A 14049-nucleotide genomic window follows, 5' to 3' on the forward strand; every position below is an offset into this window, starting at 1 on the left:
TGCGGGGTGCCGGTCGCGGTGGGCCGCGGGCTGCCGGGCGCGGCGGTCCAGCGGGGCGGGTGGACCGCGGGCTTCTTCTTCGCGTGCTTTCCCGGGTGCGGATGCGCGTGCTTCCCGGGGTGCGGACGCACCGTCACGCGAACGGGCGGGGGAGTCTGCGCGGACGCCGTGGCCCCGGGCGCGGACGGCGTCGGCGTCGTGGCCGGCGTCGTGCCGGTGGTGTCGCCGTTGCTCTGGTGATGCCCCGCCGCGTACTGCCACGGCACCGTGGGTTCGGTCGTCGCGACGGTCTGCGCCTGGTCGTCCGCGCCGTACGGCCACTCGGTGCAGGCCAGGGCGACGGACGGCACGCCCACGGCGCCGACGGCGGCGGCAGCGATGACTATTCGCCGGTAGTGCTTCGTTTTGCGGTGCTGGCCCATTCGTCAACCTCACTCGGTGATCGCCGAGCGCTCATTGTCGGGACGGCTTCACAACGGGCGCAAAGAGGCCTTCCTACTACCGCGCCTCGTAGGCCTGCGCGCCCCTTGTCAGACCGGCCGCGAGATGCCGACTTCGCGACCGCGATGTTTGCGCGACACTGTCGGCCCATCAGGTGCGCGCGCGGCGCGCCGAATACGGTGCCGTGCCGAGCGGCGGGTGCGCCGCGGCCCGAACCGCGCACCGCGCGGACGGCAAGACGGACAAATCCCATTTGTCGCCGGAGCGGTGTCTACTATCCACCCCGCTTAGTGGCCGACACCGCTGTGAGGGATGTCACCCCGGGCCGGGTTCGCGTGCGGAGTCCGGGGGGGGGGGGGCGGGCGCCGCGCCCCCGGAGACGACGCCCGCCGGCCGCGTCCGCCCGCTAGCCACGCACGTGCAGCCCGAAACCCGTGCGGCCCGCCGGCTCCAGCCCCTCCTTCAGCTGCAGCGAAGGGATCTCGTAGTCGCCGAAGTTCTGCCGCCGGAACGGGATGGGCTCGGTCGACTCCAGGGTGAGCAGCCGCTGTTCCCAGGCCTTGGCGATGTCGGGGAAGTCCTCGTCGGTCATCCGGTCGGCGCCGTACAGGACGAACGGCGGCAGCACCTCGACGCCCGGGTAGTGGAGGATGCCGTGCTGGAACGGGAACAGCAGGTCGTCGATGGGGCCGTTGATCCCGCGGGCCGCGTAATGCGGCTCCAGACCGCCGACGGTCACCGACAGCAGGGCCCGCCGGCCGGCGAGGGTGCCCTCGCCGTAGCGCTCGCCGTACTTGGTGTCGCTGTGCTCGCCCACGCCGTACGCGAAGCGGTAGGTGAACACCCGGTCCACCCAGCCCTTGAGGATCGCGGGCATGGTGTACCACCACAGCGGGAACTGGAAGACGATCATGTCGGCCCACAGCAGCTTCTCCTGCTCGGCGAGGACGTCCGGGGTCAGCGTCCCGGCCTCGAAGGCCCGGCCCGAGTCCAGGGGGACCTTCAGCGGGCGCGACGCCTCGGGGCCGTAGTCCGAGGCGTCCACGACCGCCTTCCAGTCCATCGCGTACAGATCGCTCACCCGCACCTCGTGCCCGGCGCTCCGCAGCGTGGACACCGCCAGGTCCTTCAGCGAGCCGTTGAGCGACCTCGGCTCCGGGTGGGCGTAGACGATCAGCGTCTTCACGGGAACTCCTTCGGATCGGATGCCTCCGATCCTGGCCGCCGCGCCGCCCGGCGTTCAGGGACGCCTCGTCCGTCGGACGGGACTTCCTGGTACTGGCGGGGCCACCTTCAGGGGCGCCACCGAGGCCATACTGGAGGGCATGGACGATCTTGCAGGCTTCCTGCGGACCCGGCGGTCCCGAGTCGACCCGGCCGTCGCCGGCATCCCGACCGACAGCCGCCGCCGGGTCGCGGGGCTGCGCCGCGAAGAGGTCGCGCACCTGTCCGGAGTCAGCGTCGACTACTACGTACGCCTGGAGCAGGGCCGTGCGACCCAGCCCTCCGAGCAGGTCCTCGACGCGCTCGCCCGCGTCCTCGGCCTGGACGACACCGAACGCGGGCACCTCGACCGGCTCGCCCGGCAGCGCCGCCGCCGCGGGAAGACACCGGGCGGGCGGGTCCGGCCGGAACTGCTGCGCGTGCTGGACCTCGTCCCCGGCGCACCGGCGCTGATCATGAATCATCGCCTGGACGTGCTCGCCGGGAACCGCCTCGCCGGACTCCTGTTCGGCCGGCCGGTGCCGGGTCTGAACACCGCCCGGCACCTCTTCCTCGAAGAGGCCGAGCGCGGTCTGTACGCGGAGTGGGAGACGTGCACCCTCGACGCGGTCGGGCACCTGCGCCTGGCCGCGGGCAAGTACCCCGAGGATCCCCGCCTGGCGTCGCTCATCGGCGAACTGGCGATGGGCAGCGAGCGCTTCCGCCGCCTCTGGGCCCGCGCCGACGTCCGCGCCCGCACCCATGGGCGCAAGGTCTACCGGCACCCACTGGTGGGACTGCTCGAACTGCACCAGGAGAACTTCGTGCTGCCGAACGAATCGGGCATGGAGCTGCTGGTGCTGTCCGCGGCCCCCGGCAGCCCCGCCGAGGACGGACTGCGTCTGCTCGCGGGCCTGGACGCGGACCGCGGGGAGCCACGCTCCAGCGGGCCCGCCACCGGGTGACCCGGGCGTGGTGCGGCGGCCGGAGCCGAAGCCCCGGCCGCCGCACACCCGCGTCCGGACGCCGTCACTCGTTCTGGAAGACGGCCTTGCTGACCTCGGCGGGATTCTGGAACTCCTTCTTCCCGAGGTGAGAGATCCGCTCGGTGACCTCCTTGGGCGCGTGGTTGTCCTCGGCGACCTTCCGAAGCTGATCGGAACTGGCCGGGTACTCCGCGCCGGACAGGGCTTTCTGCAGATCAGGTGGGGTGATACCCGCCATGGTTCCTCCAGGCGGTGAGTTGGTTCAGGATCATCGGGCCGGCGCCGCATGCTGCGCCGGACTGGTCAGGTACCCCTCCCACACAAGCGGATTCAAGAATTCCGTCGTCGGTGACGGGGGTGGTGGGTCCGGCGGCGCGCGGGTACTCGAAAGCTTCGACAACCGCCACGTGACGCGCGCGAGACGACGAGACGACGAGACGACCCGAGAGGCTCCGATGACAGAGAACACCCCTTCCCAGGCCGAGGGCGAACCCGAGGAGGGCGCCCCCGAGGCGGAGCAGCCGCCCCGCACCACCCCGTCGCAGGCGGAGGGCGCCGACCCCGCCGACGAGGACACCGGTGAGGACGACGCGTAAGGAGGCGGGACGAGCGCGGCCCGCACGGGCGTCCCCGAGGTGCTGGAGGCGCTGAAGGACGTGACCTACCCGGCCGGCAGGGACCGGCTGGTCTCGGCCGCCCGTCGGGCCGGGGCGCAAGGGGCCCGGCCCGGTGGCAAGCCGGGTCTCGCCCGGCACCGTGGCAGGCCGGGCCTCGCCCGGCACCTGCGGGAGGAGCCGAGGACCACGATCCAGGAGGAGTTCGACCGCTGAGCGGCCGGACCGGCCCGCCTTGACGGCCCCCGGGGCCGTGCCTAGCGTGAACCGGACGCGTCCGGACAGGCACGTACGGACGGACACGTACGGACAGGCAGGGCAGGTGCTTCCGGCGATGACGCATCCGCAGGACCCGATCGCCGGCGGATCCGCCGGCCGCGCCCTCCAGGTGGAGACGCACGGGCTCGACGTGATCGCGGACGCGGAGCACCGGGGCACCCCGCGCTCGCTGTTCTGGCCCTGGTTCGGGGCCAACGTCTCCGTCCTCGGCATCGGCTACGGCGCCTTCGCCCTGGGCTTCGGCATCTCCTTCCGGCAGGCCTTCGCCGCCGGCCTGCTCGGCATCGCCGTGTCGTTCCTGCTGTGCGGCTTCGTCGCCGTCGCCGGCAAACGCGGCTCGGCACCCACGATGGTGCTCAGCCGGGCCGCCTACGGCGTGCGCGGCAACCGGCTGCCGTCCGTCGTCTCCTGGATGCTCACCGTCGGCTGGGAGACCGTCCTGACCGCGCTCGCCACGATGGCCACCGCCACCGTCCTCCGCGGCCTGGGCTGGGGCGGTGGCACGGAGACCAAGGTGGTCGCCCTCATGGTGGTGGCCGCGCTCACCGTCGTCGGCGGGGTCATGGGCTTCGACCTGATCATGCGGCTGCAGACCTGGATCACCCTGGTCACGGGCATCCTCACGATCGTCTACATCGCCCTCGTCGCCGACCACGTCCACTGGAGCGCGGTCGACGCCCTCCCGGCCGGCTCGGCACAGCAGTTCATCGGCGCGCTGGTGTTCATGATGACCGGCTTCGGCCTCGGGTGGGTCAACGCCGCCGCCGACTACTCCCGTTACCTGCCCCGTGGCTCCTCCAGCCGGGGAGTGATCGGCTGGACCGCCTTCGGCGCCTCCCTGGCCCCGCTGGTCCTGTTCCTCTTCGGCCTGCTGCTGGCCGGCTCCTCCGGCCGGCTGAGCAAGGCGATCGCGGCCGACCCGATCGGCGCGCTGACCACACTCCTGCCGACCTGGTTCCTGGTGCCGTTCGCCGTGGTCGCCGTCCTCGGCCTGGTCGGCGGCGCCGTCCTCGACATCTACTCCTCCGGCCTGGCCCTGCTCTCCGCCGGCCTGCGCGTGCCCCGCTACCTGGCCGCGCTCTTCGACGGGGTGCTGATGACCGCCGGCGCCGTCTACATCGTGTTCTTCGCCGACGACTTCCTCGGCCAGTTCACGGGTTTCCTCACGACACTCGGCGTGCCCATCGCCGCCTGGGCCGGCGTCATGCTCGCCGACCTGAGCCTGCGCCGCCGCGACTACGACGAGGGCGACCTGTTCCGTCCGCACGGCCGCTACGGTGACGTCCCCCCGCTCCCGCTGCTCCTCACCCTCGCCGCCACCGCCGTCGGCTGGGGCCTGGTCACCAACACCGCGGCGAGCTGGCTGACCTGGCAGGGCTATCTGCTCGGGCCGTTCGGGCTCGGCGGCAGGAACGGCGCCTGGGCCTACGCCAACCTGGGCGTCCTGGCCGCCCTCGTACTCGCCTTCGCCGGCACGCTGCTGCTGGGCCGGGGGCGGGTGCGCTCCCAGGAGGCCCAGGCGCCGAGCCCGGCGCTCGACGAGGGGGTGCCGGGCCCGTGAGCGCCGCCGGCCGCGCCGCCCCGGTGAGCGGCGGACATCTCGCCGTCATCGACATGCAGCGCGTCTTCGCCGACCCGGCGAGCCCCTGGGCCGCCCCCCGCTACGCCGACGCGGCGGCGGGCGTCCGCGGTCTGCTGCCCGCCTTCGCCGGCCGGATCACCTTCACCCGCTTCCTGGCCCCCGAGCAGCCGGCCGGCGCCTGGCGCGCCTACTACGCGCAGTGGCCCTTCGCGCGCCGGCCGCCGGACGCGGAGCTGTGGTCGCTGACCGACGAGTTCGCCGCCCTCGCGGACCATGTCGTGGACGCCACCACGTTCGGCAAGTGGACGCCCGGGCTGGCCGCCCGGGTCGGCCCGGACGGCCGTCTGGTCCTGGCCGGCGTCAGCACCGACTGCTGCGTGCTGTCCACCGCCCTGGCCGCGGCGGACGCCGGCGTCGAGGTGCTGGTCGTGTCGGACGCCTGCGCCGGCGTGGACGACGCGTCCCACCTCGGGGCGCTCCGGGTCATGGAGCTGTACCGGCCACTGATCCGGATCACCACGGTCGCCGACCTGCTCGCCGGGGTCGAGCCGTGACCGCCGTCCCGCTCCGGCACCCGATCCGGCGTCAGCCGTACGACGGGCCGAGCGGCCCCCGCCGAACCGGCCGAGGGGCCTGACCGCCACCCGCACCGGTGGGGCCCCGACGACGGCCGTCCGCCCGACGATCGGCTCGCCCGGCCCCGGCCCTCGATTCCGCAGAACGCCGACGGCACCTCACCGTCGGCCCACCCGCCCGCCCGCACCGGTGCGGCCCGGACACGGCCGCCGGACCGCGCCGCCGTCACCGCCTCCCCACCGGACCTCCCGCCGATCGTCACGCATGCCCGGCACCCCACCGGGTACGCGTGGCGGGAGTCCGCCCGGGCACCAGCCCGCCCGGGCGGCCCGTAAGACCACCGCAACCTGGGGACCAGCCATGGAGACACCCGCACACGAGGCCCAGCCGACGCCCGCCCAGCAGGCACTGGACGCGCTGGCCGAGAACGCCGAGGACCAGGCCGCCCTGGACACCCTCGCGCACAGTGACGTACTCGTTCCGGTACCGGACGACGCGGTGGACGGCGAGGGCGCCGACGCGACGACGGTGGCCCTGCCCGTTCTGGAACAGCCCGGCGGCGACCACGTCGTCCCGGTGTTCACGTCGGAGGGCGAGATGGCCGAGCTGCTGCCCTTCGTCTCGCGCTACCGCCTGATCCCGCTGGCCGCGCTCGCCGAGCAGTGGCCCGCCGAGGACCTCTCCCTCGCCATCGACGGCAGCTCGGCCCACGGGCTGACCCTCACGTCGCAGGGAGTGCGCACCCTGCTGGTGCGCTGACCCCGGCGACCGCCCGGGCGAACTCGGACGGCCGGGCCCTCCCGCCGACGGGACCGGGCCCGGCCGCCGATGGCCGGTCCTAGTCCTCCTGACCGGTCAGCATGCGCCGCAGGACCGCCCGCTGGACCGGCAGCACCTCGGCGTGCAGCGCGCGGCCCTTGGGGGTGAGCGCGACCCATACGCCGCGCCGGTCCTCCACGCACACCGAGCGTTCGACCAGGCCGTCCTTCTCCAGCCGGCCGATCAGCCGGGACAGTGCGCTCTGGCTGAGATGGACCCGGCCGACCAGGTTCTGCACCCGGCACTGGTCACCCTGTCCGGGAGATTCCACCGCGAGGATGTCCAGCACCTCGAAGTCGCTGGCGCCGAGCCCGTGCGGATGCAGGGCGCGGTCGATCTCGCACATCGTGTGCGCGTGCACCGTGAGGATGTCCCGCCAGCGCTCTTCGAGCCGGCTGTCGGCCGTCGTGACTGCCATAACCGCACCGTAGCACCGAACCAGCCAATCGTTGAGTGTACAACTAGTAACCGGGGTGCCGGTTGCACGGGCCTCAGGCCGACGGGTCCTGGAGCAGTCCCACGAGGTTGCCGTCGGAGTCCTTCACGGAGGCGATCAGCCGGCCGCCGCCGACGTCCTGGGCGTCCTGGAGCAGCTCGGCCCCCGCCGCCCGGAGCGCCGCGAGCCGCTCCCGCAGATCCGTCACGTGCCAGTACGGCACCGGCCCGGTCATGCCCTTGGCGTGCCCGTTCGGGTCCAGGCCGACGTCCTGGCCGGCGGCCTTGAAACCGACGTAGTACGGCTCGTCCGCGTACGGTTCGACGCCCAGCAGCGCGCCGAACAGGGCCTTGGCCCGCGCCAGGTCCTTCACCGGGTAGATGATCGTCTGCAGGCCTGCGGTCATGTCGCTCACTCCTCCGCGATGCGCGATCCGACGGGTTCCCGCCGGTGCTCCCACGCTAGGGCCGGGCAGCCCCCGGAGGCTTCTCCGATCCTGACCGCTCTGCGCGCCGGCCGGCACTTCGGCCACGGTCGGGCCGGCCGCCGGGCCGGCGACCCGTGGCGCCCCCACGGCGGCGGTCCCACCGCCCGCGTGCCGCAGCGGGCGACCTCATGTCGAGTCGCGTCTGACCAGTTCCGTCGGCAGGATCACCGCCGCCGGGTCCTCCCCGCCGATCTGGGCGAGCAGCACCCGCACCATCTCGTTGCTGATGCGGTCCCACGGCTGCCGGATCGTGGTGAGCGCCGGAGTGGCGGCGGTCGCCGCGGGCGAGTCGTCGAAACCGCCGACGGCGATGTCGTCCGGCACCCGTTTCCCGGCCCGCTGCAGGGCCGTCAGCACGCCCTGTGCCATCAGGTCGGAGGCGACGAACACGGCGTCCACGTCCGGCGCCCGCTCCAGCAGCCGCTCCGCGCCCGCCTCCCCGCTGGCCCGGCTGTAGTCGCCCGGGACGACGAGCCGCTCGTCGGCCTCGATGCCCGCCTCGGCGAGCACCTCCCGGTACCCGGCGAGCCGCTCGACCCCGCCGGGGGTGTCCAGCGGGCCGGTGACCACGCCGATCCGGCGCCGGCCCAGTGACAGCAGGTGCCGGACCATGTCCCGCGCGCCGTCCCGGTCGTCGGCCGCCACGTAGCTCACCTTCGAGCCGAGCCCGATCGGCTTGCCGCAGGCGACCAGCGGCACCCCCGCCGCCCGCAGTTCCTCGGCGACCGGATCGCCGGAGTGGCTGGAGACCAGCAGCACCCCGTCGACGTGCCCGGCGGTGATGTACCGCGTGATGCGCCGCCGTTCGTCCTCCGTGCCCGCCAGCATCAGCAGCAGGGGCACGTCGTGCGCGGCCAGCGCCTGGGTGCAGCCGCGCAGCAGGACGTTGAAGTTGGGGTCCTCGAAGAACCGCTCCTGCGGCTCGGTCAGCAGGAAGCCCACCGAGTCGGAGCGGCCGGTGATCAGTGAACGGGCGTGCCGGTTCACGACGTACCCGGTCTTGCGGATGGCGGCGTCCACCGCCTCCTGGGCGGCGGGGCTGACGTAGTGCCCGCCGTTGAGCACGCGTGAGACGGTGCCGCGCGAGACGCCCGCCTCGCGCGCCACGTCGTGGATCGTCGGCGGTCTGCGCCGGCCCCCCGGATTGCCCATGGTCATGACTTTACGGCCCCGGACAGCAGATCCAGGCTCCAGAACCGCTGGACGACCAGGAACAGGACGATCAACGGGAGCACCGCGAGGAACGCCCCGGTGATCACCAGCGTGTACAGCGCGGGCGTGTTGGAGCCCTGCTCCAGCAGTGTGTACAGACCCAGCGTGAGCGGGAACTTCTCGTCGTCGCTCAGCATGATGAACGGCAGCAGGAAGTTGTTCCAGATCGCGACGAACTGGAACAGGAACACCGTGACCATGCCGGGAACCATCATCGGCAGCGCGATCCGGGTGAAGATCCGCCACTCGCTCGCCCCGTCCATCCGCCCGGCCTCCACCACGTCGTCCGGCACGGCGGCGGCCGCGTAGATCCGGGCGAGGTAGACCCCGTAGGGGGAGAGGATCTGCGGCATCAGCACGGACAGGTAGGAGTCCGTGAGGCCGGCCTCGGCCAGCAGCAGGTACTGCGGGATGGCGAGGATCACCGGCGGCATCAGGACGCCCGCGAGCAGCACGTTGAACATCGTCTCGCGGCCCTTGAACCGGTAGGTCGCGAGCGCGTAGCCGCTGAACGCCGACACGGCGGTGGACAGCAGCGCGCCGATACCCGCGTACAGGGCGGAGTTGCCCATCCACGTCCAGTAGACGCCGTCGCGGTAGGCGTCGAGGTCCCTGAGGTTGCCCGTGAAACCGGTGCCGGGCAGGAAGGTGAAGGTGGAGAACAGCTCGTGCCCGGACTTGGTCGACGCGATCACCACCCAGGCCACCGGGAGCAGGGTGTAGACCGCGCCGAGCAGCAGCGTGAGCGTCGGGACCAGCGCGATCCGGCGTCGCCACCCAGGGCCCTGGGTTGTACCCGGAGTGGTGCCGGCGGCCGGGGCCGCCTCGCGGACGGCGAGGGTGCTCATCGCGCTGCCTCCTGCTTGTCGCGGCGGTTCGCGGCCCGCAGGAAGCCGAACGACAGCAGCAGCGTGACCACGGCGATCAGCGTCGCCTCGGCCGCCGCCGAGTAGATGTCGTTGCGGCCGAAGGCGTCCTGGTACACCTTCATGAGCGGGCTCCAGGTCGTGCTGACCGAGTTGGTCAGCGGCTTCAGGGTGGTCGGTTCGTTGAACACCTGGAGTGTCGCGATGATCGAGAAGAAGAAGGTCAGCACCAGCGAGGGCGCCACCATCGGGATCTTGATCCGCAGCGCGATCTGCAGCGGGGTGGCACCGTCCAGCTTGGCCGCCTCGTACACCTCGGCCGGGACGGACCGCAGCGAGGTGTAGATGACGATCATGTTGAAGCCGGTGCCGCCCCAGACGGCGATGTTCGACAGGGCGAGGTACAGCGGACCGCCGTCCAGCAGGTCCGGCTGCGGCAGACCCAGCCGGTCCAGCACGAAGGAGAACGGGCTGACGTCCGGCAGGTACAGGAAGCCCCACAGCAGCGCGGCCACCACACCGGGGACGGCGTACGGCAGGAAGATCGCGAGCCGGGTGAACGGGGCGAGCCGCACCCTGTCGGAGTCCAGCATCAGCGCGAACAGCAGCGCCAGCCCGAGCATCACCGGGACGACGACGCAGCCGTAACCGAGCACGCGCAGCGCGCCGTTCAGCAGCTCGCTGTCCTGGAAGGCCGCGGTGTAGTTCTCGGCGCCGGCCCACACCTCGCTGCGGGCGCCCGCACCCAGGCCGAGGCCGGAGACGTGCATCTTGCGGAAGCTGAGCCAGACCGCGTAGCCGATGGGCAGTGCGAAGAACAGGGCGAACAGGAGCGTGGCGGGGAGGAGGAAGCCGTACGGGGCCCCCTTGACCCCGTACGGCCTCCGGCTGGTGGGGCTGGTCACCGGGCGACCCCGAAGCCCTGCTTCTTCATGTCGGCGACCGTGTCGTCCTGCATCTTCTTCAGGGCGGCGGCGAAGTCCGACTTGTTCTTGGCGGCGGCGCCGAAGGCGTCCTTGAAGGACGTGTAGGCGACGTTCACGTCCGGGCCCCACGCCGAGGGCGCGGTGGTCTTCGCGATGTCGGCGGCCTTGGTGTAGAAGTCGGGCTGGTTGGCGAAGTACGCCGGCGGGTCGGAGAAGGCGCCGCTCAACTGGGCGGAGGTGGAGGCCGGGTAGATGCCGCCCTCCTTCGCCAGCGCGTTGAGGGCCTCGTGGTCGGTGTTCAGCCAGGCCGCGAACTCGGCGGCGGCCTCCTTGTGCGCGGAGTCGGTGGTGACCGCCGTGGAGGAGCCGCCCCAGCTGCCGGTGACGTCCTGTTCGGCCGACCACTGGGGGAGCGGGGCCATGGCCCACTTGCCCTTGGTGTCCGGTGCCGCCGTGGTCAGCGTGCCCGGCGCCCACACGGCGCTCACCCAGGCGATCTGTCTGCCGGTGTCCAGCGCCTTGTTCCAGGACGGGGTGTACATCGGCTGGTTGTCTATGACGCCCTCCTTGACCAGACCGCCCCAGAACGCGGCGACCTTGCGGGTGGCGTCGTCGTCGATGCCGACCTTCCACCGGTCGCCGGAGGTGGCCCACCACTTGGCGCCGGCCTGCTGGGCGAGGCCTGCGAAGAGGCCGGAGTCGTTGGCCGAGAAGGTGGTCAGGTCCTTGTCCGGCGCCTTCTTCTTCAGCAGCCGGGCGGTCTCGGCGAACTGCTCCCAGGTGGTCGGGACCTTCAGGCCGTAACGCCGGAACAGGTCCTCGCGGTAGTAGAACATCATGGGGCCGATGTCCTGCGGCACCGCGTAGACGGCGTCCGTACCGAGCGTGGTCTGCTGCCAGACGCCCTCGGCGAACTTGCCCTCGACGTCGCCGACCTGATCGGAGATGTCGGCCAGGGCGTCGTTGCTGACCAGTGTCGGCAGCGCCTGGTACTCGGCCTGCACGAGGTCCGGAGCCTTCTTCGCCTTGTGCGCGGTGAGGATCTTGGTGATCAGCGTGTCACCGGACGCCTGCTTCTTCACCGTGACGGTGATCCGGGCCTTCTTCCCCGGCCCCTGGTTCCACAGGTCGACGACCTTGTCCATGCCGGGTGTCCAGGTCCAGTACGTCAGCGAGACGGGACCCGACTCGGCCTTGCCGTCGTCCCCGGCACCGCAGGCGGTGAGGGCGGTGGCGCCGAGGGACACGGCGACGGCGGTTGTCACGAGGCGGCGGCGCTTCGTGTGCGGCATGGTTTCTCCCCTGACCTGGGCCCCCGCCCGCTGCGGGGACCTGCCATGCAGATGTGCACGTTCACATGAGCCGGGTGCTCATACCTGCAGAGCCCCTGGCATGCTTCTGTGAGCGTTCACAGTAGAGAAACGTCCCGGACACTTGTCAATGGTTGTTGCTGTGCGGTTATGTTGGGCTCGCGCTGCCGCTGCTGTGTGTGCACGTTCCCAAATGATCGATTTCCCGGGAGAGATCCATGCCGGACACCAGCCCCAGAGGCCTCACCAGGCTCGCCTTCGGCGGGGACTACAACCCCGAGCAGTGGCCGGAATCCGTCTGGCAGGAGGACGTCCGGCTGATGCAGGAGGCCGGCGTCACCCTGGTGAGCGTCGGCATCTTCTCCTGGGCCCTGCTCGAACCGGCGCCGGGGGAGTACGACTTCGGCTGGCTCGACCGGGTCCTCGGCCTGCTGCACGACAACGGCATCCGCGTCGACCTCGGCACACCCACCGTGGTGCCGCCCGCCTGGTTCTACCGGGCCCACCCCGAGGCGCTGCCGGTCACCGCCGAGGGCGTGCGCTACGAGTTCGGTTCGCGCGGTGCTATCTGCCACAGCAACGCCGACTACCGCGCCGCCGCCGCGAACATCACCACTCGGCTCGCCGAGCGCTACGGCGGCCACCCGGCGCTGGCGATGTGGCACGTCCACAACGAGTACGGCGTCCCCGTCTCCGCCTGCTACTGCGACGCGTGCGCGGACCGGTTCCGCGGCTGGCTCGCGGACACCTACGGCGGCGTGGACGGTGTCAACGAGGCGTGGGGCACGGCCTTCTGGGGCCAGCGTTACACCGACCTGGGGCAGATCAATCCGCCCCGGGCCACCCCGACGGTGGGCAACCCCGGCCAGGCGCTGGACTACCGGCGGTTCGCCGACGCCACCATCCGGGAGAACTTCCGCGCCGAGCGGGACATCCTGCACCGCCTCTCCCCGGGCGTGCCGGTCACCACCAACTTCATGACCGCCCTCAGCCAGTGCGACTCCATGGACTACTGGGCCTGGGGCCGCGAGGTCGACCTCGTCACCAACGACCACTACCTGATCACCGACGGCCGTCGCACCCACGTCAACCTCGCCATGGCCGCCGACCTCACCCGCTCGGTCGCCGGCGGCGCCCCCTGGCTGCTGCTGGAGCACTCCACCTCGGGCGTCAACTGGCAGCCCCGCAACCCTGCGAAGGCGCCGGGGGAGATGGCCCGCAATTCCCTCGCGCACGTGGCGCGCGGCTCCGAGGGCGCGATGTTCTTCCAGTGGCGCCAGTCCCGGCGCGGCGCCGAGAAGTTCCACTCGGCGATGTTGCCGCACGGCGGCACCGACACCCGCGTCTGGCGCGAGGTGGCCGAACTCGGCGCCTGCGTCGGTGCGCTGAGCGGGATCCGCGGCACCCGCACGGAGGCCGACGCGGCGATGCTGTGGGACTGGCAGTCGTGGTGGGCGCAGAACCTCTCCTGGCGCCCCAGCGAGGACCACGACCCTCGCGAGCGCGCCGACGCCTTCTACGAGGCCCTCTACGACCGCCACCTCACGGTCGACTTCGCTCACCCGGAAGCCGACCTCTCCCGCCACCCCCTGGTCGTCGTCCCGGCCCTGTACCTGATGACCGAGGCCGCCGGGCGGAACGTCCGCTCGTACGTCGAGGGCGGCGGCACGCTCGTGGTGTCGTACTTCTCCGGGATCGTGGACGAGCACGACGCCGTGCACGAGGGTGCCTGTCCGGGCGTGCTGCGGGACGTCCTCGGACTGACCGTGGAAGAGTTCTCGCCGCTGCTGAGGGACCAGCGGGTGCGGCTGACCGGGCCCGACGGCTCGGAGTTGACCGGGGACGTGTGGACGGAGTTCGTCGTCCCGCGGGGCGCCGAGACCGTATGGACGTACGCCGACGGGCTCACCGCGGGCCGCCCCGCCGTCACCCGGCACCGCCTCGGCCGCGGCACCGCCTGGTACGTCTCCACCCGCCTCGACGCCCGGGGCCTGGACGCGGTCGTCGGCCGGGCGGCCGACGACGCCGGCCTCGCCCCGCGCGCCGACCTGCCCCGCGACGTCGAGGTCGTGCGCCGCGCCGGGGAATCGGGCACCTACCTCTTCGTCATCAACCACACCGCCGGCGACACGAAGGTGCCGCTGGAGACGCCCGGCACCGAGCTGCTGACGGGCGAACGCGCCACGGGCCGCCTCGCGGTCCCGGCGGGGGCCGTCCGGGTCGTACGACTCGACGGCTGAACCGGCTCCCCTCCGCCCGCGCGTGCCACGAGAGCCGCGGGCGGAGGGGTTCTGCTCCAGCCCCGCTGGAGG

15 protein-coding genes and 1 pseudogene are annotated in these 14049 nt (G+C 72.2%); 7 read left to right on the forward strand and 9 right to left on the reverse strand.

From position 1 onward, the window contains the following. Positions 1-422: pseudogene (locus tag IE312_RS02490) on the reverse strand (CAP domain-containing protein); the annotation flags it as partial. Positions 423-847: 425 nt separating this feature from the next. Next, positions 848-1627 carry an NAD(P)H-dependent oxidoreductase gene (locus tag IE312_RS02495; RefSeq protein ID WP_189977816.1) on the reverse strand — a complete coding sequence of 260 codons (780 nt, stop codon included), beginning with the start codon at positions 1625-1627 and terminating at the stop codon, positions 848-850. A 139-nt stretch (positions 1628-1766) separates the two neighbouring features. Here IE312_RS02495 and IE312_RS02500 point away from each other — a divergent pair, with 139 nt between their 5' ends. Further along, positions 1767-2609, forward strand: coding sequence for a helix-turn-helix transcriptional regulator (locus tag IE312_RS02500; RefSeq protein ID WP_189977818.1), 843 nt, complete (start codon positions 1767-1769; stop codon positions 2607-2609). A 64-nt stretch (positions 2610-2673) separates the two neighbouring features. Here the strand turns inward: IE312_RS02500 and IE312_RS02505 are convergent, their stop codons facing one another. Continuing rightward, positions 2674-2868, reverse strand: coding sequence for a DUF2795 domain-containing protein (locus tag IE312_RS02505; protein ID WP_189977820.1), 195 nt, complete (start codon positions 2866-2868; stop codon positions 2674-2676). 217 nt (positions 2869-3085) lie between these two features. Here IE312_RS02505 and IE312_RS02510 point away from each other — a divergent pair, with 217 nt between their 5' ends. From IE312_RS02510 to IE312_RS02530, 5 genes are all read left to right on the forward strand, one after another. After that, positions 3086-3226, forward strand: a complete 141-nt coding sequence (locus IE312_RS02510) for a hypothetical protein (protein WP_189977822.1) — start codon at positions 3086-3088, stop codon at positions 3224-3226. A gap of 39 nt (positions 3227-3265) precedes the next feature. Next, positions 3266-3460, forward strand: coding sequence for a DUF2795 domain-containing protein (locus tag IE312_RS02515; RefSeq protein ID WP_189977824.1), 195 nt, complete (start codon positions 3266-3268; stop codon positions 3458-3460). Positions 3461-3578: 118 nt separating this feature from the next. Beyond that, complete coding sequence (locus tag IE312_RS02520) at positions 3579-5084, forward strand: purine-cytosine permease family protein (protein WP_189977826.1); 1506 nt, start codon at positions 3579-3581, stop codon at positions 5082-5084. Between the two features lie 53 nt (positions 5085-5137). Further along, the gene (locus tag IE312_RS02525) at positions 5138-5659 is read left to right on the forward strand and encodes a cysteine hydrolase family protein (protein WP_189978232.1); all 522 of its coding nucleotides are present in this window, start codon (positions 5138-5140) and stop codon (positions 5657-5659) included. Between the two features lie 382 nt (positions 5660-6041). Beyond that, complete coding sequence (locus tag IE312_RS02530) at positions 6042-6440, forward strand: SseB family protein (RefSeq protein WP_189977829.1); 399 nt, start codon at positions 6042-6044, stop codon at positions 6438-6440. A 79-nt stretch (positions 6441-6519) separates the two neighbouring features. Here the strand turns inward: IE312_RS02530 and IE312_RS02535 are convergent, their stop codons facing one another. The 6 genes from IE312_RS02535 to IE312_RS02560 all read right to left on the reverse strand — a co-directional run bounded on the left by IE312_RS02535 (position 6520) and on the right by IE312_RS02560 (position 11719). Further along, positions 6520-6918 (reverse strand): MarR family winged helix-turn-helix transcriptional regulator, encoded by a 399-nt coding sequence (locus IE312_RS02535; protein WP_189977831.1) that lies wholly within the window; start codon positions 6916-6918, stop codon positions 6520-6522. Between the two features lie 73 nt (positions 6919-6991). Next, entirely contained in the window at positions 6992-7342 is a 351-nt protein-coding gene (locus IE312_RS02540; protein WP_189977833.1) for a VOC family protein, read from the reverse strand. Between the two features lie 207 nt (positions 7343-7549). After that, positions 7550-8581 carry a LacI family DNA-binding transcriptional regulator gene (locus tag IE312_RS02545; protein ID WP_189977835.1) on the reverse strand — a complete coding sequence of 344 codons (1032 nt, stop codon included), beginning with the start codon at positions 8579-8581 and terminating at the stop codon, positions 7550-7552. Further along, on the reverse strand, positions 8578-9483 hold the full coding sequence (locus tag IE312_RS02550) for a carbohydrate ABC transporter permease (RefSeq protein WP_189977837.1): 906 nt from the start codon (positions 9481-9483) through the stop codon (positions 8578-8580). The genes IE312_RS02545 and IE312_RS02550 overlap by 4 nt, the downstream gene beginning before the upstream one ends. After that, positions 9480-10406 carry a carbohydrate ABC transporter permease gene (locus IE312_RS02555; protein WP_189977838.1) on the reverse strand — a complete coding sequence of 309 codons (927 nt, stop codon included), beginning with the start codon at positions 10404-10406 and terminating at the stop codon, positions 9480-9482. The genes IE312_RS02550 and IE312_RS02555 overlap by 4 nt, the downstream gene beginning before the upstream one ends. After that, on the reverse strand, positions 10403-11719 hold the full coding sequence (locus IE312_RS02560; protein WP_189977848.1) for a type 2 periplasmic-binding domain-containing protein: 1317 nt from the start codon (positions 11717-11719) through the stop codon (positions 10403-10405). The genes IE312_RS02555 and IE312_RS02560 overlap by 4 nt, the downstream gene beginning before the upstream one ends. Positions 11720-11955: 236 nt before the next feature. Between IE312_RS02560 and IE312_RS02565 the strand changes: the two genes are divergently transcribed. Beyond that, positions 11956-13977, forward strand: coding sequence for a beta-galactosidase (locus tag IE312_RS02565; RefSeq protein ID WP_189977850.1), 2022 nt, complete (start codon positions 11956-11958; stop codon positions 13975-13977). The last annotated feature ends 72 nt before the right edge of the window (positions 13978-14049 follow it).

Source organism: Streptomyces capoamus (genome assembly GCF_014654935.1).
Taxonomy (GTDB): Bacteria; Actinomycetota; Actinomycetes; order Streptomycetales; family Streptomycetaceae; genus Streptomyces; species Streptomyces capoamus.